Raw genomic sequence first — 21,215 nt, 5'->3', positions numbered from 1 at the left:
TATTTTAACCAATGCCTCATACTTTCAGGTGCTCACGTGGGAGTGAAAAATTGCTAAGCACAGCATTGGGATTTAACGGCGCATTCAGTGCCCCCCACCGAGCGGCAGCCTTGGCGGGGCGGGATGTGCTGAATGCAGGCGGCACTGCGATTGAGGCAATGGTTGCGGCGGCTGCAAGTATTGCGGTCACATACCCCCATATGAACGGCATCGGAGGTGACGGGTTCTGGCTCATTCATCGACCAGGAATGGCGCCTGTCGGAATATCGGCCTGCGGTCGGGCTGCCTCTTTGGCTACCCCTGGCTGGTATGCCGCGCAGGGTGTATTGGATGCAATTCCTGCGCGGGGTGCCTTGGCAACTCTGACTGTGCCGGGCACGATTGCTGGATGGGCCAAGGCACTGGCACTGGTGCCGGACCGTCGCCGGATGCCGCTCAGGGATCTGCTTGGTGCCGCGATTTCGCAGGCTCGTGACGGAATCGCAGTCACCGGCAATCAATCTCGCACGACGTTGGAAAAACTGGTTGGGCTCAAGGATGTGCCGGGCTTTTCTGAAACCTATCTGGTGGGGGGCATGCCTCCTGCGCCAGGGCACAGGCTGCGGCAATCGGCGCTTGGCAACACGCTGGCACGGCTGGCAGAGACCGGGCTGGACGACTATTACCGTGGCGACATCGCACAAACCCATGCCCGCTTTCTTGAGGAAGCAGGAAGCCCGCTGCGATTTGAGGATTTCAACACATTTTCAGCGGACCTTGTGACACCGCTCACGGTTCAGATTGGTGCAGGCCGACTCTGGAACATGACACCACCCACGCAGGGGATTTCATCACTGATGATCCTCGCGATCTTTGACCAGCTTGGCGTTACCCAAGCTGAGGGGACCGCACATCTGCACGGATTGATTGAGGCCACAAAACAGGCGTTCATTCAGCGCAACGCCGAACTGGGCGACCCTGATTTCATGTCTCAGCCGGCCCAAGACTGGTTGGAACCAGATCATATTGCCACCCTTGCCGGGCGCATTGATCCGGCGCGGGCCTTGGCTTGGCCGCATCCGGCCAAACCGGGTGACACAATCTGGATGGGGGCGGCAGATGCGGAGGGAACGGTTGTCAGTTTCATTCAATCGGTGTTCTGGGAGTTTGGCTCCGGATTGACCTGCACCGATACAGGCGTCTTTTTCCAGAACCGTGGCGCGGGCTTTTCTCTGGCCCTAGGCCCAAATCAACTGCGTCCGGGCGCGCGCCCCTTTCATACCCTCAATCCCGCGCTCGCCGAACTGAACGATGGCCGCATAATGGCCTATGGCACGATGGGGGGAGAAGGGCAGCCGCAAACGCAAGCAGCAGTATTCACGCGCTATGCGCTTTTCGGTCAGGATTTGCAGCAGGCAGTCACGGCACCACGTTGGCTGTTGGGCAAGACCTGGGGCGAAACAACCACGACTCTCAAGCTTGAGGATCGCTTTGATCCCTCCCTCATGGCGGGGTTGCACTCGCTTGGCCACGACATCGAAATAATAGCGCCGTGGTCCGATCTAGCCGGACATGCGGGGGCCGTCGTGCAGCATCCCACTGGGCTGATGGAAGCCGCGAGTGACCCGCGTGCGGATGGTGCAGCACTTGCGTTCTGATGATTTGATACCTGCCCAAAACGCAGGCTTGTCGCCACTTGGACAGGCACTTGAGATTTCGACGTCCAATCAAACGGACACCCGAGTTGCAAAGTAATTGTGCACTTACTGAGCGTCGCTCACACATTCACGCGTCAGACGGAAACTTGTCCTACAGGAGAATGGAAATGAATAAGAGAAAGATTACAATCGGTTGCCTAACTGCGTTCGCGCTGAGTGTGACATCGACGGTCGCTCTCGGAGAGGTCATCAAGTTTCACCATGACTTGCCGGACACCTCGGCCCAGCACAAAGGCGCCGTTAAGTTCAAAGAGCTTGTCGAGGCCGCATCGAACGGGGCCTATGAGGTCGAAATCTATGCCAACAACGCACTTGGCGACGATGTCGAGGTTGCGCAGCAAATGCAATTTGGTGCGGTACAGGCCGCCCCTATCCCGACCGCCAAGCTCGCGAACTTTAGCCCGTCATTACAGTTGATTGACCTGCCTTTCCTCTTTCCGTCGGTCGAGGCGACCTATGCCCTACTCGATTCAGAAGAGGTCGGCGGTACAATGCTGAAGTCGCTCGAAGCCTCCGGTTTCGTTGGGGCAAAGTTTTGGGAGTCGGGATTCAAACAACTGACCTGCAACCATCTTATCAGCAAACCCGAGGACTATGTTGGGCGCAATGTCCGCGTGATGGAGAGCCCGCTCTTGATCGCTCAGTTTGAGGCATTGGGAGCGACGGCAATTCCCGTGGCATTCTCCGAAACCTACACGGCTCTTCAGCAAGGGGTCGTGGAGTGTCAGGAGAACCCGATCGTATCCATCAACTCGATGAAGTTCTACGAGGTGCAGGATTATATGATGCTCTCGAACCATGGGTACATCGGCACGGCTTTCATCTTCTCAAAAGTGTGGTTCGATGCTCAGTCACCGGAAATGCAAGACATACTGATGTCTGCGGCGCGCGAAGCCGGCGATTACCAACGCCAGGTATCCGCTGAGGACAATGGCCGCCTGCTTCGGGAAATCATTGATGCCGGAACCACCGAAGTGGTCGAAATGACACCGGAACAATTGACCCTTTTCGCCGATGCAATGCAGCCGGTGCATGAGAAATTCGCGGACCGTATCGGCAGCGACTTGCTCGAGGCGGCTTATGCCGAGATTGAGTCCTTCTCAAAGTGAGCTGAGAACACAGGCCCTGTCGTCATGGCGGGGCCCAAAGGTCGGCCGTCTGCGCCCTTTGCCCGGAAGGCCGATCCTCTCGGTCGGGTGTACCCCGACCGATCTTTGCCTCTTCAACAAGGACTTTGCCGATGCGGAAATGGCTTGAACTGATAGATGCGGCCCTGACATTTCTGGAACGGACCACGGTCGCACTCCTCTTGCTGGTCGCGGTTGTAATCCTCGTCGCAGATGTGGCGTTGCGGGCATTCTTTGGTTTAGCGCTGGCTTGGGCGGCCGAGTTGACGCGCTATGCCATCGTCTGGCTTGTCTTCATCGGGGGGGGCATCGGGGCACGCTCGGGGGCTCATATCTCGATTGATGTTCTTGGGGCGGTCCTGCCCCCCAGAATGGCGCACCGCTTGGCACAGTTTGCGGCCCTGATAGCCGCCGGCACCACCGCGATGCTGGCATGGTACGGCTGGACCCTGGTTAGCCAGATGAAGCAATTCGGGCAAACATCCGCGTCGCTCGAATGGCCCATGTGGGTTGTCTACCTCGCCATCCCGACAGGGTGCACGCTCATGTCGGTGCGGTTCATCCAGAACGCCTTTTTCCTGTCAAAGGATGCCCGCCGTCTGACCGCCGCTCAAAGCACAGCCTGAGGATACCCGGATGCACGTCGCTTTCTTTGGATCATTGGTTGTCCTGCTTCTTGTGGGGGTGCCTGTTTTTGTCGTCTTGCTGCTGCCCGTAATGGTCATTCTAGAGACCACGACCGCGACGCCACCTGTCCTCGTGATCCAGCGATTGTTCTCCGGTATTGACAAGTTTCCGCTGATGGCGATCCCGTTCTTCATCTTCGCAGGCAATATCATGGCGCAGGGTGGAATATCCAAGCGGCTGATAAGATTAGCAAATGCACTTGTGCGCCCGTTGCTTGGTGGGCTGGGCATCACAACGGTTACAAGTTCGATGTTCTTTTCCGCGATCTCTGGCTCCAGCCCGGCAACCGTCATAGCTGTTGGCAAGATCATGCTGCCTGCCATGGAAAAGGAAGGATACAAGCGCTGGTTTTCCATTGGCCTGTTGATGAGTTCCGGTTCCATGGGCATCATTATTCCTCCGTCGATTTTCATGATCGTCTATGGCGCAGTCACAGGTGTGTCGATCGGCGCGCTGTTCTTGGCGGGTGTCGGTGCTGGGTTGGTCTATGGTCTGGCCTTCATCGCCGTCTGCGTTGTCTATGCAAGGGTCACAGGCATGGCCCGTGAGGCGCGGTGGGACCGGGCCGAAATAATGACCGCGGCGCGCGGATGTTTCTGGGGCTTGGCCACGCCTTTCATCATCCTTGGGGGCATTTATGGGGGCATCTTTACCCCAACCGAGGCAGCGGCGGTTGCGGTCATCTATGCTGTCTTCGTATCGGCCCTGATCTACCGGGAAATGACCCTCACCGACATTCTCGATTCTGCGGTCGACAGTGCGATCACGACGGCGCAAGTGATGATCATCATCGCGGCGGCCTCGGCATTTGCGTGGTATCTCACCACTTCCGGCGTCGCGAACGGACTGACCGGGCTCTTGGCCGGAATTGGCAATGATCCGATTTACGTCCTGTTGGCGATCAACTGCATCATTCTCTTGGCGGGCATGGTCCTTGATCCGAATTCCATCATCATCATCCTCGTGCCGTTTATCGTGCCGGTCGCGATGGCGGCGGGTATTGACCCCATCCATCTAGGCATTGTGCTTGCGGTGAATGCCGCCATTGGAATGTTTACCCCGCCATTCGGCCTGAACCTCTTTGTCTCCGGTGCGCTCGGCATCACCTTCAGCGACGCGATCAAGGGCGCGCTGCCATTTATTCTGGTCGGTTTGATTGCGCTGGCGGTGATTACCTATGTTCCGATCACGTCGCTCTGGCTGCCAGCGCAATTCTATCCGAATATTTCAACGTCTTTCTGAGGAGATGCCGGATGCTGCCGACATGCGATCCATTCATACGTAAATTTGACACGCCTTTGAGGGGGTCCAGCCCCTCTGGCGCGCTCGCCGGGTTGCGCGTTGGCGTGAAAGACGGCTTTGACATCGCGGGGCATGTGACCGGGGCTGGATGCCCGGAATGGGCCGATTTTCACGGTCCCGCGACCAAGACCTCTCCTGTTGTGCAGGCTTTGCTTGACGTGGGCGCAGAGATCATTGGCAAGACGCAGATGGATGAGCTTGCCTATAGCCTCATGGGGGTCAACGCGCGCTATGGCACCCCCCTCAATCCCGCCGCTCCTGACCGGGTTCCGGGGGGATCATCCTCTGGCTCGGCGGCCAGTGTGGCGGCCGGGTTGGTGGACATTGGTCTGGGCAGCGACACCGGTGGCTCGGTCCGCTTGCCGGCATCCTTTTGCGGCGTTTATGGCTGGCGGCCAACACATGGGCTCATGTCAGGCGAAAATCTGGTCCCCCTTGCGCCGAGCTACGATACACCCGGATTTTTCACGCGCGACCTCACCACTATGGCGGCCATCGCTTCGGTGTTCCAGAAGGATCAGACGCCGGAGGGGCCAGTCACGTTCTGGCTGCCTTCTGACCTTTGGTCACTTGTAGACGACGGCGTTGCAGGGGCTTTGCGCGCCTCACGTCCTGCCGGTGAATGTCGTTTGGACCCTCTTTTGCCGGGTGGTGATCTGACAGACTGGCTGCATGTGTTCCGCATCCATCAAGGCTATGAGATCTGGCAAGCGCTCGGCGCTTGGATAGAGGAGCACCAACCTGATTTTGGGCCGGGTATCCGAGAGAGGTTTGACACTGCCAGCAAGATTTCAAAGCAGGAGTTCGACAGCGCAGTCGAGCGCCGGTCCGCCATTCGCTCTCATCTCGAAACGTCGATTGCGCCCACAACTATCCTCGTTTTCCCAACATCTCCGGGCGTGGCCCCCCTTCGCACAACGCCCCAAGAGGATCTAGATGTGTTCCGCAACGCTGCATTGACACTGCTCTGCGTTGCCGGGCACGCCGGGTTGCCACAGATCAGCGTGCCGCTTGCAATCCATGACGGCGCACCGATTGGTCTTTCGCTTCTCGGTGCCCGAGGAACGGATCTGCGCCTGATCGCTGCGGCGCAGACCTTTGCGCCAGTGTCACTGGCTCACACGTGAGCGGCGTTATGGACATAAACCGCCCCAAGACCCACGCCGAAGTAACAGAGGTGTTTTATCGCTACGAAACGGCCCTCGTGACAAACGATGTCGCGACCCTCGATGCGTTGTTTTGGTCCAGTGACCACACGGTCAGATTGGGGGCCTCTGAAAACCTGTTCGGTCAGGATGAGATCCTCGCGTTCCGCAAGGCGCGTCCAAGTGTAGGGCTGGCGCGGAGCCTCTTACAGGTGGTCATCACCACCTTTGGCGATGACTTTGCCACAACGAATGCGATTTTCACGCGCGCTGACTGGCCTGCGACCCGCACCGGCAGGCAGAGTCAGAGCCTCGTAAAGTTTCCAGCCACAGGTTGGCAAATCGTCTCGGCGCATGTCTCGATTGTCGATCTTGAGCAACGGCAAATACGCGAGCGCCTCTAGCCGCCGTCATTCAGCCGGAACCGCCGCATGGCGCAGAACATCGCGAATATCAGAGTCGGACAGAAGACCCTCTTCAACGGCAATATCTGCCAGCGGCTTGCCCTCGGAGAGCGCACGTTTGGCCATGGCCGAAACACGTGCATACCCCAGCTTTTTCAGGAAAACGGTCGAGACGCCAAACGATTGCGCGAGGTTGAGGTAACTGCGGTCCTCATCCACCTCCAGTCCGGCGATGCAGCGCGCAGCAAAGCTCTTGGCGGCGGCGGTGATCAACGCCATCTGCTCGAAGAGAGACAGGGCGATCAGCGGTTCGAAATGGTTGATCTCCATCTGGCCAGACTGCGCGGCGATGGCGATGGCGGCATCATGGCCATGCACGCGCATCCAGACCTGTTGGACGGTCATGGGGATCACCGGATTGACCTTGCCTGCCATGATGGATGAGCCGGGTTGCACAGGCGGCAAACGCAATTCGCCCAAACCCGACGCGCCGTCGCTGCCAAGGATCACCAGATCCGCGGCAAGCTTGGCCATAACAGCAGAAAGATTACGAAGTTCTGCCGACAAGCGCACAAACCCGTCGGCGGCATGCATGGCATCGAATGAGTCCTCCGCCAAACGGATTTCCATGCCGAACACCTCTGAAAGAGCGGGGGCAATGGCAAGGCGATAGCCTGGAAATGCCCCAAGACCGGTCCCGATTGCGGTCCCGCCCATCGGAACCGTGCGCAAGGCATCAACCGCCGCCCGTACCGCGCTCAACGCGCGCGAGAGGGCGCTGGCGTGACCCGTGAAATACTGCCCCCATGTCATCGGCTGCGCCGCCTGCATGCAGGTCCGCCCCGCGCGCAGCATATCCCGCGTTTCGTCGGCCTTGACGCGCAGCGCTGACATCAAGGTCTCTATTGCTGCGGTCAGGGACGGTTCGGTCAGAACACAGGCCAGCTTGACCGCTGTCGGCAGGGCGTCATTGGTGGACTGGCTACAATTCACATGATCGTTGGGATTGACGCGCGCATAGCATCCCGGCGTATCGCCGAGGATCTGGCCCGCACGGTTTGCGATCACCTCGTTGAAATTCATGTTGGTGGATGTGCCACCAGACCCTTCCAAAAGGGGCGTGGGAAAATGCTCGACGTGACCGCCAGCCGCGATCTCGTCACAGGCGGTGATGATGGCGTCAGCCACATCTGAGGCCAAAGCCCCCACCTCGCGATTGGCCATCGCGGCCGCGCGTTTGACCAGCGCCATGGCGCGCATGAAATCGGGATAGGCCGAGAGAGGCAGGCCCATGCCGGCAAAGTTTTCCAATGCGCGTGCGGTATTGGACCCATAGAGCGCGCCATCGGGTAATTGGACGGTGCCAAGGCTGTCGGATTCAGTGCGATACGTCATGGGCACCTACAGGATTTGAGCAAGGAATTGCTGGGTGCGGGGGTCTTGCGCGTTGTCAAAAAAGGTCGCTGGTGGACCTGACTCGACGATCACCCCGCGATCCGTGAAGTAGATGCAATCTGCGATCTCGCGGGCAAAGCCCATTTCATGCGTGACGAGGATGCAGGTCATGCCGTCCGCCGCGAGGTCCTTGATCGTCATCAGAACCTCTTTCACGGTCTCAGGGTCAAGCGCGGCGGTAACCTCGTCAAACAGCATCACGTCGGGGTTCATGGCCAGAGATCGTGCGATTGCGACACGCTGTTGTTGGCCCCCGGACAACTCGCCGGGGTAGGCGTCTTCCTTGCCGTTCAGACGAACCTTGGCAATCAGCGCGCGCGCGCGGTTTTCCACCTCTGCGCGGTCCTGGCCGAGCACCTTGATGGGTGCCATCATCACGTTTTGCAAGGCGGTCTTGTGTGGGAAAAGATTGTATTGCTGGAACACCATCCCGACCTTTCGTCGCAGCGCGAGTTTGTCCAGCTTTGGGTCGTTGACCTCCAATCCCTCCACGGTGATCGAACCTGCCTGAATGTCGTTTAGCGCATTGATGCAGCGGATCAGGGTCGATTTGCCCGAGCCCGACGGCCCGATGATACAGATCACCTCCCCTTTCATCACATCGAGCGAGATGCCTCTGAGCACTTCGACAGAGCCAAAGGACTTGTGCACGTCTTTCAACGACACGATTGGCTGTTGGGGGGTCCAGGTCATGGAAGCCTCGCTCATAGTTTCACCGAGTATTTTCGTTCCAGAACGCGCGTCAAAGAGCTGATCGGGTAGCAATAGAGAAAGAACCAGGACAGAATATAAAGGTACATCGGGATCAGGAGATCAGCGCGCCCTTCAGCACTCAGCGCAGCGCGCGTCAGGGCCATGACATCATCGACCCCAATGATGGACACCAGCGGCGTCGCCATCGTCAGAACCGCGTAGAGATTCATCCAAGACGGCAGCACGCGCTTGACGGTTTGTGGAAGAATGATGTTCGTCAGGGTCATCCGGCGGCTGAACCCCAAGGATTCAGCAGATTCCCACTGGCCCGTCGGGATGGACAGGATCGCACCCCGCATGAATTCCGACGTGTAGGCCATGACGGGCAACGACAGGCCGATCACGGCCTTGATCCAGCCGGGGAAGGGGACCTTCACGCCGAATACCTCGAACTGGAATGGGATCAGCAGGATGCAATAGAACAGAAGGACAAGCCAAGGTGAGTTTCGGAAGAACTGTGTGACAAGCCATGCAGACTGCCGTATCGGACGGATCTGCGACACCTGCAGAACACCCAGAAACACCCCCATAATCGTCCCGATCAGCATCGACAGAACGGAAATCAGGACATTAAAACCAAACCCTTTGGCCAAGGTGGGGGTCCATTCCAGCAGGATCGTGAGGATCGTGCGTTCGTCTGGCGTTGCAAGCTGGGCAAAGGCGGGACCAATCAGCACGGCGGCCAAGGCCAGCACCAGCGCTGTGAGCGTCCAGAGATTGAAGAGCCTATCCGCAAGCGGCAAACCATCGGCGCGCAGGCGCATGGGCAGCATCACCGGCATGTGGCCGCGAACCTTGGGTTTCTGGTGGAGACAGTACATGGTCATTCCCCATATCCTGGAATGCGCAGCGCCTTTTCCCAACGATGCAATACCCAGACCAGAACGGCGACCAGACCCACGTAGGACACCAGCAGAACGTTCATCATCTCGCGTACGTTCAGATCCTCGGACCAGATTTGCGCCGAGATATAGAGCAGTTCCGGCACGGCAATCGCATAGGCGAGTGTTGTGGTCTTTACCAAGTTCACCAGATTTGTCCCGAGCGCCGGTAATGAGACGCGCACCGCCAGCGGTAGCACGATATCGGTGTAGATTTGCAGGCGTGTATACCCGAGCGCCTCGGCCGCTTCTACCGTCGAGCGCGGCACAGCCTCGACCCCTGCGCGAAAGATTTCCACATTCAACGCGCCGGCAAACAGCGATAGGGAAATGATAGCCCAGCCGAAATTGCTGATCAAAGGCTGCGGAAGACCATTCTCGCCGGTGATCCGCAGCACCGTGCCGATGGCGAAATAAAAGAAGTAGAGCTGGACCAATGGCGGTGTGTTGCGAAAGAACGCAACAAAGAGCCCGACAGCAACGCGTAATGTGCGGGACGGCGCACCTTGGACAGCGGCCCCCAACACGCCGACAAGGAGCGACAAAAAGATCGACACGACCGACAGTTTGATCGTCATCCAGAGACCCGCGACATAGCGACCGCGATTGTAATCGTCGCTGACCACGGCAAGGTTCAAAAACCAGTCGGGGCGCAGCCAGTCGATAAATGTGTTAGCAAGGTCCATCGGCTCGGATCACCTCTGTCGCAGCGCAAAGAGATGCCCGGCAGAGACATGTGCTGCCGGGCAGTTCAGCAAGGAAAGGTTACTTCAAACGGTCGTGCTCTGCCTGCAGGAACGGGCTGGGCGCGATGCCGTTTGCTGCGTTTCGTTCGATCAGATAGCCGGATTTGTGCCAATCGGTGACGATCTCGCTCATCAATTTACCATAGGGTTGGTCGAGTTCCTCAAGTGGCACGGCGATGGACCATGCTTGCGGGTCTTCAGTCGGGAAGGGCATTTCAAATTCAGCCCATTGTGCGTCCGAGGCCAGTTGCGATTCGATCCAGGTGTTGTCGTAGAGAAAGGCGACACAGCTTCCGTTCAAGAGCGCCGCAGTCGCCTCTGGGATGCCCGCAAAAGCGACCAGATTGGGACCGTAGAGTTGCGTGACGCGCTTGTTGTAGTAGGAACCTTGCAGCGCGCAGACGTCTGCGCCCTTCAGGTCTTCCCAATTTTCGAGGCCCGCAGCCTTGGGCGCCAAAACATTGGTGCCGCCGGCATAGTAGTTGGGCTCGATCATGCCGATCACCTCACGCCGCTGTGGGTTGTCCCCCATCGTCGCGATGATCAGGTCGATCCGCCCTTGCTGCAGGAATTCCATACGGTTGGACGCGACCACCGGAACCAGTTCCACCTCGACCCCCAGCCGCTCTGCGACGTCTTTGGCCAAGTCGATCTCAAGGCCCTGAAGCTGACCGTCCGAGGTCAGATACCCCCATGGCTTGTAGTCCTGCTTGACGCCAACGACGATCTTGCCAGCATCCTTGATATCTTGCAGCGCATCGGCCATGGCGGCGGTGCTGGTCAAGGTGGCCACGACGGCGGTCAGTGCAGCTTTGATATACGTCCTCATTCCACTCTCCTGTTGTCTGGTGCCAACACGTCTTCCGTGCTGCTTCGGATTTGATGAGGTTTTGACTCTCACGAGTCCAGAAAAAAATATCATTTGTCATTTTTTGCGTTAAAAAATTACACTTGCCCCAATGCGATCTCCACATGACACTGACGATGCTGAAGCGAGAGGTGTCGCGGATATGAAAATCGACGAAAAGTTAACCCAAGCGTTGCCATCCCTGCCGCGCAAGTTGGCCGTTGCGGCCCGCTTTGCGCTGGACAATCCAGACCGGATCGCGATGGAATCCATGCGCTCTGTGGCACAGGCCTGCGGTGTGGCCGCGCCGACAATGCAGAGACTGGCGCAAAATATGGGATATGAGGGTTATGATGGACTTCGACAGGACTTTCAGAAACTGTTGATGGGGCGCGGCTTTGGGGCGCGGGTTGATGCGCTGCGCAGCACCTTTCAGAGCGACTCGCTGTCGAAGCTGATCACTCATATGACAGAGGCCGCCCAGAATAATATCGCAGAGGTTGCCGCGCATCTTGAGCCAAAGGAGGTTGCGGCCTTTGTTGCCGCTGTGCATCGGACCGGGCGCACCTATGTGATCGGCGCAGGCTCGATGTACTGGGCTGCCGGTATGATCGAAGCAACCGGGAGGCTTGCTCTGCCCGATCTTGTCACACTGCCAGCCGGGACCGTGGCTGCCAGTGAGCGGATTTCGACAATCTCCGAGCGTGATACCGTGCTGGCGCTCGGCATTGCGCCCTATTGCGTGCAGACGATTGATGCAATGCAATATGCCCGTCGCGCCGGTGCATCGGTCTATGCCATCACCGACAGACCCAGCTCGCCATTGGCCCCCTATGCAAATGGCATCTTTCTGGCCCCAACAGCCAGCCCACATTACTTTCCATCAGCCATCGCCGTGCAACTTGTCGCCGAAATTCTTTTGGCGGCTTGTGCCGCAGCCAGCGGTGACGCTTCGCGCCATCGACTTAGGCAACTGGATGAGATCCGACGCTCAAGCGGCGCTTATCTTGACGAGTAGCGCGCGTTATACGCGTCCCAGTGCGAGTTGATCTGTAACTCATTTATTCAGGGGGCATAGGGGCTGGCGCGGAGACTTTTACAGGCGGTCATCACCAACTTCGAAGACGACTTCGCAAAAACAAGCGCGAGATTCGCGTGCGTTGGTTGGCGTGCGGTCCGCATAAGCCTCAGAGGCTCGTCGAATTTCCAGTGACCTGCCCCCTGCGGTTCTCTCGCAAAGTTTTCTCGAGTTGAGGTGCTTGGGCACGAAATCTACATCTGGCGCTTCTGAACGTCGCAGGGTGGAGAATAGTGTGATCGATTTCAAGGGCGCTCAGTTTCCGAAACACGTCATCGTGTTTGCCGTCTGGTTCTACGTGCGTTTCCTGGTTTCCTATCGTGATCTTGAGGAAATCATCAAGGACCGTGGCGTTTTTGTCGATCACGCCACGCTAAACCGTTGGGTCGAGAAATATGCACCTCTGATCGCGCAAGAGGCACAGAAACGGATGACCGGGGCTGCACGCTCCTGGCGGATGGATGCAACATATAAGAAAGTGTAGGGACGCTGGTGCTGTCTGTATCGAGCGATCGACAAGCGCGGCGAAACGCTGGGCTTCATGCGGTCTTAAACTCGCGACGCGCCTGCGGCAACTACGTGGCCCGCAGCGAGATTATCACGCCATTTCCATGGCCAACTTTTGCACTGCTGTTCTCACGCACAAGGGCAGGGCAGATTGAGCCCACCTGCTCAGGCCGGCCCTGCCCCTAGACCTCAATCAGTGATCGCGGCCCCATCCGAACGCGGATCGGCAGCGGCCTCTATCAATCCAGTCGGATGGCGCACCACAGCCCCGGCATGGCCCGCAAGATCCGAATAAGCGGGGATCATCTCAACCTCATGCCCGGCCCCTCGCAACGCCGCAATCAGGTCCGGATCAAACCGATCCTCAAGCTTCAGTGACGTAGTCTCCTGCCCCCAGGTCTTGCCCAATAGCCAGCGAGGAGCTGTCACCGCCTCTTGCAAGCCCATGCCGAACTGAACATAGCGGGTGAAAACGGCGGATTGCGTCTGGGGCTGGCCCTCGCCACCCATCGTGCCATAAGCCATCACGCGCCCATCAAGCAATTCGGCCATGGCGGGATTAAGCGTGTGGAACGGGCGCTTGCCGGGGGCAAGCTGGTTCGGCCCCGAAGTCAGTGAAAATCCCGCCCCCCGGTTCTGAAAGAAGACGCCCGTATCCGGGCATGTGAGGCCAGAGCCGAATTCCCAAAACACGGACTGAATGAAACTGACGACCGTGCCGTCGGCGTCGCAGGCGCCCATCCAGATCGTATCGCCCTCTTTCGGCTCATAGGGCCAGGGCAGCGCCTTGCTTCTGTCGATCCGCGCTGCCAGCATATCCAGCGCCGCATCCGTTAGCCATTCCTGCGCCGGTGTCGCCATGTGGGTGTGATCACCCAATTCGGCATTGCGCCGTAAAAACGCCTGTTTGGTGGCCTCGATCAGCCCGTGGATGTGATCAAAGCCGTCACCCGTCGTCACACCCAGTCGGTCAAAGAGACCAAGGATCATTAGGGATGAGACCCCCTGCGTGGGTGGGATCATGTTGTAGAGCCGCCCCTGAGAAGTCTCCAAACTCAGCGGCGTCACCTGCTCTGCGGCATAACCCTTAAAGTCTTCGGCGCGCAGCGGGCTGCCGTTGGCCTCAAGATAGGCGGCATGGGTGCGCGCCAGCGGGCCGTCATAATAGGCGCGCAGCCCCTCGTCAGAAAGATGGCGCAGGGTGCGGGCAAGGGCCGATTGGCGCAGATGTGCGCCCGCCTCTGGCACATTGCCACCGATCAAAAAGGTCTCGGCAAAGCCCGGAACGTCGCGCAAGCCGTCCAACTTTTCGGCCGTGGTGCGCGATTGATTGCCGGTCACGGCGATGCCGCGTTCCGCATAGGCAATCGCAGGGGCCAAGAGACGCGAGAGCGGCAACTTTGTGCCCTGCACGTCAAGCGCCGCCTCCCAGCCGCCGATTGTGCCGGGAACCGTCAGCGCAGCCAGACCGCCCCTCGTGGGAATTGCCTGATGATGCCCTCGCGCCGCATACCACTCTGGCGTCGCCAGCCCCGCCGCCTGCCCGCCTGCAAAGATGCCGACAGGTGGCTTTCCCGGTTGCTTGATCAGCCAGAACCCATCCCCACCAATGCCGTTCATATGCGGATAGACCACTGCAATCGTCGCCGCAGCGGCGACCATCGCCTCTATTGCTGTGCCTCCGTCGCGCAGCACATCCCGTCCCGCCAATGCGGCGGCCCGATGGGGCGCGGACACCGCGCCGTTATATCCCAAGGCAGAATGAAGCATGGTTCACCATCCGATTGCTTGGGGCAGCCATGTGGCCAGCCCCGGTGAAAAATAGACAAGGCTGAGCGCAGCAAGCTGAAGGCCGATAAAGGGCAAAACCCCCTTGTAGATGTCAGCGGTCGTGACTTCGGGCGGGGCGACCCCTTTGAGAAAGAACAGCGCCCAGCCAAAGGGAGGCGTGAGAAACGAGGTTTGCAGGTTCATAGCCACCAGAATAGCGATCCATGTCAAATCCGCACCAGACTGCATGAAAATCGGCAAAAAGAGCGGCAAGGCGATATAGGAAATCTCGATCCATTCCAGAAAGAAGCCCAGCACAAAGAGCAAGAGCATCAGGAAAAAGATCTGACCATCCATCCCGCCCGGCACGCTGGAGAACGCCGATTGCACCAGATGTTCGCCTCCAAGTCCGCGAAAGGCCAACCCGAACGGCTGCGCGAAAATCAGGATCAGGAAAACCATGGCTGAAGTCACAAAGGCGGCGCGCACCGCGTCACGCAGGATCGAGAGATTAAGCCGCCCGGCCAGTGCCGCCAGCACGATAGAGCCAAAGGCACCCATCGAGGCCGCTTCGGTCGGTGCGGCAACACCGCCGATGATCGACCCCAGCACCAAAACGATCAGGGCAATGGGCGGAAAGACAACCTTGAGAAGCTTGCCGGCCAGTTCACCGCGCAGCATCGCGGCCCGCTCTTCGAGAGGGATCGCCGGCAGGGTCTTGGGCGAAAGAAATCCAAGAATGAGGACGTAGCCCACAAAAAGCCCCGCCAGCATCAGCCCCGGAAAGAGCGCTGCGGCAAAGAGCGTGCCCACGGATTGCCCCATGATGTCGGCCAGCAGGATCAAAACCAGACTAGGCGGAATGATCTGCCCCAGAGTGCCCGATGCACAGATGACGCCTGCGGCTACGCTGGCGCTGTAGCCGCGCTTGATCACCGGGCCAAGGGCGATCAGCCCCATCGTGACCACTGTCGCGCCAACCACGCCAGATGCCGCGCCCATCAACACCCCAACAAGGATAATGGCCAGAGCCATGCCCCCGCGCAGCCCGCCCATGGCAAAGCCTATGACCTCCAGCAGGTCTTCGGCTATTCGGGATTTTTCGAGCATGATCCCCATGAAGATGAAGAGGGGCAGTGCCAGAAGTGTATAATTGGTGACCACCCCGAAGATGCGCGCGGGCATCAGCGTGAAGAGCATGGAGCCAAAGCCCATGTAGCCAAATACAAACCCCGTCGCGCCAAGGCACACGGCAACCGGCATGCCGATCAGCAACAGGACAAAGAACGCGCCGATCATGCAGAGCGCGAGAATTTCAGTGTAGGGCATTGGACGTGCCTATTCCTGTCTTTCTGGGAGAGGGGTCATCAACTTGAGCGCGGCGTGGCCGATCATCGCGACCGCCTGCAAAGCCAAGAGCAAAAAGGCCACAGGCATCGCTGCCTTGAGCAGGTAGCGGTAGCCAAGGCCGCCGGGATCCGGAGAGCCTTCGTTGATCGCGTAGCTTGACTGCACATAAGCAATGCAGAGCCAGGCAATGAGGAGCGCAACCAAAAAAAGCGCGATGTTGGACACGAAATCGACCAGTGCTTGCGACTTGGGGCGCATCGACCCATAGAAAATGTCGACCCGCACCTCGCCCCCCTGATTGAGACCGTAAGACATCCCAAAAAGCGCGCTCACCGCCATGATATGCCACTCGGCCTCTTGCAACCCGACGGTGCCATAGGAAAAGAGGTAGCGCGCCAGTACATTGAACGCGACGACAAGCACAAGCGCCAGCGCGCTCCATGCTGCGACATGTCCGATGACACGGACGAGGCCAGAAGCCCCGTCCGTAACGCGTTTGATCCACGCCTGCATCACAGAGCGTAGAGCGGCTTTTCGGACACGGCGGCCCAACTGTCATGCTCGGCCTTGAACGCCATGAAGGCGTCATGCACTTTTTTGGTCGCCGGATCGGCGGCAGCGCCTTCTTCGAGGACTTTTTGCGTCACAGCCTTCAACTCGTCCACCACATCCTGGGGCAGGGTATTGGCGATCACGCCCTCATTCTCGACCAGGTCCTTGAGAGCTGCGGCGTTATTCGCCTCGCACCATGTGTGGCTTTCGAGGTTGCAGGCCATGGCAGCGGTAGACACAATAGCCTGAAGATCGGCGGGCAGCGTGTCCCACGCGGCCTTGTTGATCAAGAGTTCGGTCACGTTCGAGGGTTCGTGCCAGCCGGTCGTGTAATAGTATTTGGCCGCATCATGCAGTCCGAGGCGACGATCCTGATAGGGTCCGACAAATTCCGCCGCATCAATCACGCCGCGTTCCAGCGCCGGGAAAATCTCGCCGCCCGGCAAGAGTTTCACATCGACACCCAAGGCCGCATAGACCTTGCCGGCAAGACCGGGAATACGCATCTTGAGGTCTTTGAAATCGGCTATGCTCTCGATCGGCTCACGGAACCAGCCGGTCATCTGCACGCCGGTATTGCCCATTGGCAGCGCCTTGAGGCCAAGCGGCTCATAAAGCTCATCCCAAAGCGCCATCCCGCCCCCGTGATAGAGCCACGCCGTCATGCCCTGAAAGTTCATGCCAAAGGGAACAGTCGTGAAATACTGCGCCGCAGGCAATTTACCCGCCCAGAAATAGGCGTTTGCGGCGTTCATTTCGACCGCGCCGCCACGCACGGCGTCAAAGCCTTCTAGTGCCGGGATCAGCTCACCGGCGGCGAAATGCTGAATGGTCATACGGCCACCAGACATCGCCGCAACCTTGTCGCAGAAGTCCTTGGGGCTCCCCGGGCCCTCGACATAGAACGGGGAACCGGGGCCATAAGCGTTGGTCATTTTCCAAGCAAAACTGGTCTGAGCCCGCGCAATGCTCGGCGCGGCCAGAGGGGCGACGGCGGTGACCGCCAGAAACTTGCGTCTATCCATTGTCCTGTCCTTTTTAATCGGTGGCAGATGGGCAGACCATGTCGTCCCACAGGGCAGAAACCAGATTCCAAAGCGCAAAATCACCACAAGATTGCATTTTGCATGCAATTTTGCCCAATATTGCGAAAGCCTGTCCATTTTTTGAGCGGGATGAAAAGGTTAGAGCATTCACCTCTGGCTCAGGGCCCCCTTAGCGATTGTAAACTGCTGCCGTAGAAGGGAGCAGATGACCGCACAGGTTTCTTTCCAAAGGGGGGCACTGGCCTTTGCTCTGCCGGGTCAAATCTCAGTGGCAATCAACGCCCAAGACCGTCACTCACAGCGCTCTGTCCGCTCGCAAGCGTCGGCGGAGCGCCGGCGTGCTTCTGCTAGAGCCAGAGGGTGTCTAGAACATGCAAAATCAATGGGTTAGAGCGTGTTGCGTGACCGCAAATGCACATAACACACTCTGGGGGCGGCAGCCCGCCTATCCCGACAGGTCAAAGAACCCGCTGCTATCGGCATCGCGGACCGCGTCTGCCGTCGCGCGGAACAGCGCGGAATGGCGTTCGAGCAGGCTACTCAGATACGGGGTCGGCCCCCGGAACGGATCCTGACGCGGCTGAAAGCTTTTTCTCCAGCCCGCGGTATAGTCGTCCAGCCGAGCGCGCTGATCAGCGGACATCGCCTCACGGATCGGCGCAAGACAGGCCTCTATCGCCAGCGGCGTCTTGTCATAGGGGACAACATAGGTCCGGGGCATCTCTGCCGCTACGGCCCACTTGCGCGCGAACCCGGTCAAATACTCCTGCTGTTCCGACAGGAACATCGCAACGGCCTCGGCGTCGGGAATGACCGCGGCCTCATCCAAAAGCGCATAGGCCCGGGACAGCACGGCAGGTTCGTGGAGGTAAACGATCTTTTCGAAGCGGATATCGTTGGCTGCCAGGATTTCCTTGTTCTTGGCCAGTAGATGCAAGACCCAATGCGATGTCAGAACATAGAGCGGATCACGGACCAGAATGAGGCGTTGCAGGCCCGGCGTGACGGGGTAGACTGGATCGCTCAGGTCGAAATCATGGGACTTCAGCATTCGGAGCGCAGCGCCATCGCCCGCCGAATGGGGGAAGAACGCGCAGGGCATCCGTTTGCAGCAACCCGGCTCTTGGTACCACTCGCAAAAACTGAACCGATCTTGAAACAGATGTGCGAATTGCCGCTTCATGTAATGCAGACCAGAGCGCGGTATGGATTTCACATCCAGAACGATATGGCGATCAGCATGATCTGCGGCATTCTCGGTTGCCTTCCGATACACCTCCAGATTGAAGGTCCGTGCGCCGAGAGATTGTGAGGTGAGCGCCGATGTCGGGCTGTCAAGCGCCTCGAGCCACCGCAGGACGGCGGGCGACAATGGACGCGCTCGTTCGGACGCGCGTCCACTGGTGCGCATCAGCTCCAGTCGGATCGCATGGCGATAGGTATCGCTGAGGGTTCCGATCCGGTCCTTCTCTTCCTGCGTCGCGACGACGATCTTCTGCGCGGCTTCGCGTTTCTGCTCGGAGGCGCTCACCGCGTCTTGCAGGCGGGCGATCTCTTCTGCCTGCGTCGCGGCTTTCTGCTCGGCCTCAGTGCGCGCTTCTTGTGCTGCATCGCGGGCCGCGGCAATCTGCGCACGCAGGGACTTGAGGCGCTCGATCTCGGCATTGGACGTGCCCTGCGCCTCGCGCAGCCGGTCGCGCTCGGCCTCGGCGGCGCTCACCGCGTCTTGCAGGCGGGCGATCTCTTCTGCCTGCGTCGCGGCTTTCTGCTCGGCCTCAGTGCGCGCTTCTTGTGCCGCATCGCGGGCCGCAGCAATCTGCGCGCGCAGGGACTTGAGGCGCTCGATCTCGGCATTGGACGTGCCCTGCGCTTCGCGCAGCCGGTCGCGCTCGGTCTCGGCCGCGCTCACCGCGTCTTGCAGGCGGGCGATCTCGGATTGGGTTCTCTCCAGTTCCTCGCGCAGCCCATCGCGCTCGGTGGTGAGCGCCACCTGCACCCGGTCGATACGGAGATGGGCAAACGCGAGATCCGGGTCGGACATGTCCCGGCTCTCTACCCGGAAACCGACCTCTTCGAGACGGGTACGGATCTCCCGTCCGTCGCCCGATCCCTCATAGAGGGGCAGGCTCGGCAAGGGGACGATCACATGCGCGAACCGCTGCAACAGGCCTAGATCCGCAAGCTTTTCAATCACGGCCAGTTCCTCGCCCGCCAACCCGAGGATGAGCACGTTGTCGGCCTCACGGTCGAGATCGACCTCTTGAACGACCGCCGCGACAGTTTGTGTCTCGACCTCGGCCTGCCCTGTCTCGCACAGCCCCGGGAACAGGGAGGCAAGCCCGGTCGGGGCGCGAAACGAGGTCGCATGCGAGAGATTGAAGCGTCGCAGCCTCGCAGGGCCAGCCGTCTCGGCAACTGCGACGGGCAGGATCGTGACGGACGAGTCCGACACGTGCTGGCGCTGCAGAATCCGCGCCCGCCGGGGATCGGGCTCCGCCCGTACCACCCGCGTCGTGGCCGCAAGCGGCAAACTCCCAAGCAGCGTCTCGCCGCCGGACCCGAGCATCAGAATGGTCCCTAGGGGCCGGGCGGCCAGATCCATGGCCACGATCTCGGGCCAGATCTTAGTCATGTGACCTCCCGCCAAACAGGGCCCATAGGCGGCGAAGCGGTGCGGTGATGCGAATTGAGCGGGAATTCATGATGCGTTCGATCTCGGCTTCGAGCGCCTGAACTTGACCTTGTTCTTTCTTCACTGCCTCGTTCAGATCAGCGATCCGGCCGTCGCGCGTTTTGAAGCCGAGGTCGCGTTCCTTGCTGACCCGGCTGATATCCTTCTGCACCGCACCAAGCGCCGCATCCTTCCCGACGAGATCGGTGCGCAGCCCGTCGATCTCGATGGCGCGCGCCTTCAGGCTCGCCTCCCGCTCTGCCAGCCGGGCGCTGAGACTGTCGCGCTCCGCTCGCAGCCCGTCGATCTCCACGGCGCGGGCCTGCAGGCTCGCATCCCGCTCTGCCACCCGGGCACTGAGACTGTCGCGTTCCGCCCGCAGCGCCTCGATCTCTGCCGCGCGCGCCTGCAGGCTCAGATCCTTTGACGCGGTTTCTGCCCTCAGGACTTTCAGGCTCTCCAAGCTCGCCAGGGTCTGGTTTTTCGCCGAATCCCGTTCCTCTTTGACCTCCGCAAAGCGCAGGGCTTGGGCGCGGTAATCCTGTAGCGCCAACTCGGCTGACAAGGGCGGCACCAGAGCTGCGTCATTTGACAGAAGCTGCGCGCTGGCATCCAGCTCCTCGCGCAGGTCTACGACATCGGGGCGGGATTGGAGATGGGCCTGTGCGATCAACCACTGCAATGGGGCCCCTTGTGGCACATCCTCGAGCGCGGTGTTCAGGATCACGCTGCCCGATGAAAAGCCAAGCCGGGCCAGACCGGTATCGGAATAACGGCAGAGGTGGAGTGCCTCGAAGAGCAGGCTGCGCCCCCGGTTTTGCCGATGGAGCGCAAGCATCTTGTGTGCCTCGTCCATCCATTTCCCAAGCGCCGCTTTCAGATTGTCACCATCCCGAACAGCCCGCGAGAGAAAGCGTTCCGGTGACGTGTATATCTGGCATAATATCGCGGCACCATCCGAACGCAGCATCGCCTGTGCCGTATCCGGGTCCGTGCAGATCTCCACCTTGACGCGCTCGTCCGGCCCGGCGGCGATCTGTTGCAATCTCTCCGCGATCAGGGCGGCCTCTGTCTCGGGCCTGACCCAGATGATGAGGCGGGATTCTTCGGACATGGCGGGTTCCATCTGTTTATGTGCAGCGCGCCCGTCAGCCACGCGCGTAAATGTCTTCATAGCGGATGATGTCATCTTCACCC

At 59.5% G+C, this 21,215-nt stretch carries 18 protein-coding genes and 1 pseudogene; 8 read left to right on the top strand and 11 right to left on the bottom strand.

Annotated features, from left to right (window positions below; all coding sequences use genetic code 11):
- Positions 1-11 precede the first annotated feature (11 nt).
- From ROSMUC_RS04050 to hpxZ, 6 genes are all read left to right on the top strand, one after another.
- Positions 12-1,637 (top strand): gamma-glutamyltransferase family protein, encoded by a 1,626-nt coding sequence (locus ROSMUC_RS04050; protein WP_245875107.1) that lies wholly within the window; start codon positions 12-14, stop codon positions 1,635-1,637.
- 167 nt (positions 1,638-1,804) lie between these two features.
- Positions 1,805-2,806, top strand: coding sequence for a TRAP transporter substrate-binding protein (locus ROSMUC_RS04045; protein ID WP_245875106.1), 1,002 nt, complete (start codon positions 1,805-1,807; stop codon positions 2,804-2,806).
- A 131-nt stretch (positions 2,807-2,937) separates the two neighbouring features.
- Positions 2,938-3,450 carry a TRAP transporter small permease gene (locus ROSMUC_RS04040; RefSeq protein ID WP_037270009.1) on the top strand — a complete coding sequence of 171 codons (513 nt, stop codon included), beginning with the start codon at positions 2,938-2,940 and terminating at the stop codon, positions 3,448-3,450.
- A gap of 10 nt (positions 3,451-3,460) precedes the next feature.
- Positions 3,461-4,753, top strand: coding sequence for a TRAP transporter large permease (locus ROSMUC_RS04035; RefSeq protein WP_037270007.1), 1,293 nt, complete (start codon positions 3,461-3,463; stop codon positions 4,751-4,753).
- Positions 4,754-4,764: 11 nt separating this feature from the next.
- Positions 4,765-5,940: an amidase gene (locus tag ROSMUC_RS04030; protein ID WP_075571707.1), complete on the top strand. Its 1,176-nt coding sequence runs from the start codon at positions 4,765-4,767 to the stop codon at positions 5,938-5,940.
- A gap of 8 nt (positions 5,941-5,948) precedes the next feature.
- Positions 5,949-6,362, top strand: coding sequence for an oxalurate catabolism protein HpxZ (gene hpxZ, locus ROSMUC_RS04025; RefSeq protein WP_052115251.1), 414 nt, complete (start codon positions 5,949-5,951; stop codon positions 6,360-6,362).
- A 6-nt stretch (positions 6,363-6,368) separates the two neighbouring features.
- Here the strand turns inward: hpxZ and ROSMUC_RS04020 are convergent, their stop codons facing one another.
- The 5 genes from ROSMUC_RS04020 to ROSMUC_RS04000 form a co-directional block, all read right to left on the bottom strand.
- Positions 6,369-7,757: an aspartate ammonia-lyase gene (locus ROSMUC_RS04020; protein WP_037270003.1), complete on the bottom strand. Its 1,389-nt coding sequence runs from the start codon at positions 7,755-7,757 to the stop codon at positions 6,369-6,371.
- Between the two features lie 6 nt (positions 7,758-7,763).
- Complete coding sequence (locus ROSMUC_RS04015; protein ID WP_281256576.1) at positions 7,764-8,510, bottom strand: amino acid ABC transporter ATP-binding protein; 747 nt, start codon at positions 8,508-8,510, stop codon at positions 7,764-7,766.
- Positions 8,511-8,521: 11 nt separating this feature from the next.
- Positions 8,522-9,397, bottom strand: a complete 876-nt coding sequence (locus tag ROSMUC_RS04010) for an amino acid ABC transporter permease (RefSeq protein ID WP_052115250.1) — start codon at positions 9,395-9,397, stop codon at positions 8,522-8,524.
- On the bottom strand, positions 9,394-10,137 hold the full coding sequence (locus ROSMUC_RS04005) for an amino acid ABC transporter permease (RefSeq protein WP_037269997.1): 744 nt from the start codon (positions 10,135-10,137) through the stop codon (positions 9,394-9,396). The genes ROSMUC_RS04010 and ROSMUC_RS04005 overlap by 4 nt, the downstream gene beginning before the upstream one ends.
- Positions 10,138-10,216: 79 nt before the next feature.
- Complete coding sequence (locus tag ROSMUC_RS04000) at positions 10,217-11,026, bottom strand: transporter substrate-binding domain-containing protein (protein ID WP_037269995.1); 810 nt, start codon at positions 11,024-11,026, stop codon at positions 10,217-10,219.
- A gap of 181 nt (positions 11,027-11,207) precedes the next feature.
- On the opposite strand from ROSMUC_RS04000, the gene ROSMUC_RS03995 reads away from it, so the two are divergent.
- Both ROSMUC_RS03995 and ROSMUC_RS03990 read left to right on the top strand, forming a co-directional pair.
- Complete coding sequence (locus tag ROSMUC_RS03995; RefSeq protein WP_037269993.1) at positions 11,208-12,062, top strand: MurR/RpiR family transcriptional regulator; 855 nt, start codon at positions 11,208-11,210, stop codon at positions 12,060-12,062.
- A gap of 295 nt (positions 12,063-12,357) precedes the next feature.
- A pseudogene (locus ROSMUC_RS03990) lies at positions 12,358-12,672 on the top strand (IS6 family transposase); the annotation flags it as partial.
- Between the two features lie 146 nt (positions 12,673-12,818).
- Here the strand turns inward: ROSMUC_RS03990 and ROSMUC_RS03985 are convergent.
- The 6 genes from ROSMUC_RS03985 to ROSMUC_RS03960 all read right to left on the bottom strand — a co-directional run bounded on the left by ROSMUC_RS03985 (position 12,819) and on the right by ROSMUC_RS03960 (position 21,132).
- Positions 12,819-14,399, bottom strand: a complete 1,581-nt coding sequence (locus ROSMUC_RS03985; protein ID WP_037269991.1) for a gamma-glutamyltransferase family protein — start codon at positions 14,397-14,399, stop codon at positions 12,819-12,821.
- Positions 14,400-14,402: 3 nt separating this feature from the next.
- Positions 14,403-15,728 (bottom strand): TRAP transporter large permease, encoded by a 1,326-nt coding sequence (locus ROSMUC_RS03980; RefSeq protein WP_037269989.1) that lies wholly within the window; start codon positions 15,726-15,728, stop codon positions 14,403-14,405.
- A 9-nt stretch (positions 15,729-15,737) separates the two neighbouring features.
- Entirely contained in the window at positions 15,738-16,262 is a 525-nt protein-coding gene (locus ROSMUC_RS03975; RefSeq protein ID WP_037269987.1) for a TRAP transporter small permease subunit, read from the bottom strand.
- Positions 16,262-17,326: a TRAP transporter substrate-binding protein gene (locus tag ROSMUC_RS03970; RefSeq protein WP_037270396.1), complete on the bottom strand. Its 1,065-nt coding sequence runs from the start codon at positions 17,324-17,326 to the stop codon at positions 16,262-16,264. Before ROSMUC_RS03970 ends, ROSMUC_RS03975 begins: the two co-directional genes overlap by 1 nt.
- A gap of 466 nt (positions 17,327-17,792) precedes the next feature.
- Positions 17,793-19,979, bottom strand: a complete 2,187-nt coding sequence (locus ROSMUC_RS03965) for a hypothetical protein (protein ID WP_037269985.1) — start codon at positions 19,977-19,979, stop codon at positions 17,793-17,795.
- Entirely contained in the window at positions 19,972-21,132 is a 1,161-nt protein-coding gene (locus ROSMUC_RS03960) for a hypothetical protein (protein WP_146005665.1), read from the bottom strand. Before ROSMUC_RS03960 ends, ROSMUC_RS03965 begins: the two co-directional genes overlap by 8 nt.
- Positions 21,133-21,215: the final 83 nt, after the last annotated feature.

The sequence above is a fragment of the Roseovarius mucosus DSM 17069 genome (genome assembly GCF_000768555.3).
GTDB classification, from domain to species: Bacteria; Pseudomonadota; Alphaproteobacteria; order Rhodobacterales; family Rhodobacteraceae; genus Roseovarius; species Roseovarius mucosus.
The sequence above is the reverse complement of the archived record's forward strand: the minus strand, read 5'-3'. Positions and strand labels throughout refer to the sequence as shown.

Coding starts and splice junctions, on each gene's coding strand:
- ROSMUC_RS04030 (WP_075571707.1), top strand. CDS start 4,765: ATGCTGCCGACATGCGATCCATTCATACGTAAATTTGACACGCCTTTG.
- ROSMUC_RS04000 (WP_037269995.1), bottom strand. CDS start 11,026: ATGAGGACGTATATCAAAGCTGCACTGACCGCCGTCGTGGCCACCTTG.
- ROSMUC_RS04050 (WP_245875107.1), top strand. CDS start 12: ATGCCTCATACTTTCAGGTGCTCACGTGGGAGTGAAAAATTGCTAAGC.
- ROSMUC_RS03965 (WP_037269985.1), bottom strand. CDS start 19,979: ATGACTAAGATCTGGCCCGAGATCGTGGCCATGGATCTGGCCGCCCGG.
- ROSMUC_RS03975 (WP_037269987.1), bottom strand. CDS start 16,262: ATGCAGGCGTGGATCAAACGCGTTACGGACGGGGCTTCTGGCCTCGTC.
- ROSMUC_RS04040 (WP_037270009.1), top strand. CDS start 2,938: ATGCGGAAATGGCTTGAACTGATAGATGCGGCCCTGACATTTCTGGAA.
- ROSMUC_RS04035 (WP_037270007.1), top strand. CDS start 3,461: ATGCACGTCGCTTTCTTTGGATCATTGGTTGTCCTGCTTCTTGTGGGG.
- ROSMUC_RS03985 (WP_037269991.1), bottom strand. CDS start 14,399: ATGCTTCATTCTGCCTTGGGATATAACGGCGCGGTGTCCGCGCCCCAT.
- ROSMUC_RS04010 (WP_052115250.1), bottom strand. CDS start 9,397: ATGACCATGTACTGTCTCCACCAGAAACCCAAGGTTCGCGGCCACATG.
- ROSMUC_RS03970 (WP_037270396.1), bottom strand. CDS start 17,326: ATGGATAGACGCAAGTTTCTGGCGGTCACCGCCGTCGCCCCTCTGGCC.
- ROSMUC_RS04005 (WP_037269997.1), bottom strand. CDS start 10,137: ATGGACCTTGCTAACACATTTATCGACTGGCTGCGCCCCGACTGGTTT.
- ROSMUC_RS03960 (WP_146005665.1), bottom strand. CDS start 21,132: ATGTCCGAAGAATCCCGCCTCATCATCTGGGTCAGGCCCGAGACAGAG.
- hpxZ (WP_052115251.1), top strand. CDS start 5,949: ATGGACATAAACCGCCCCAAGACCCACGCCGAAGTAACAGAGGTGTTT.
- ROSMUC_RS04015 (WP_281256576.1), bottom strand. CDS start 8,510: ATGACCTGGACCCCCCAACAGCCAATCGTGTCGTTGAAAGACGTGCAC.
- ROSMUC_RS04045 (WP_245875106.1), top strand. CDS start 1,805: ATGAATAAGAGAAAGATTACAATCGGTTGCCTAACTGCGTTCGCGCTG.
- ROSMUC_RS03980 (WP_037269989.1), bottom strand. CDS start 15,728: ATGCCCTACACTGAAATTCTCGCGCTCTGCATGATCGGCGCGTTCTTT.
- ROSMUC_RS03995 (WP_037269993.1), top strand. CDS start 11,208: ATGAAAATCGACGAAAAGTTAACCCAAGCGTTGCCATCCCTGCCGCGC.
- ROSMUC_RS04020 (WP_037270003.1), bottom strand. CDS start 7,757: ATGACGTATCGCACTGAATCCGACAGCCTTGGCACCGTCCAATTACCC.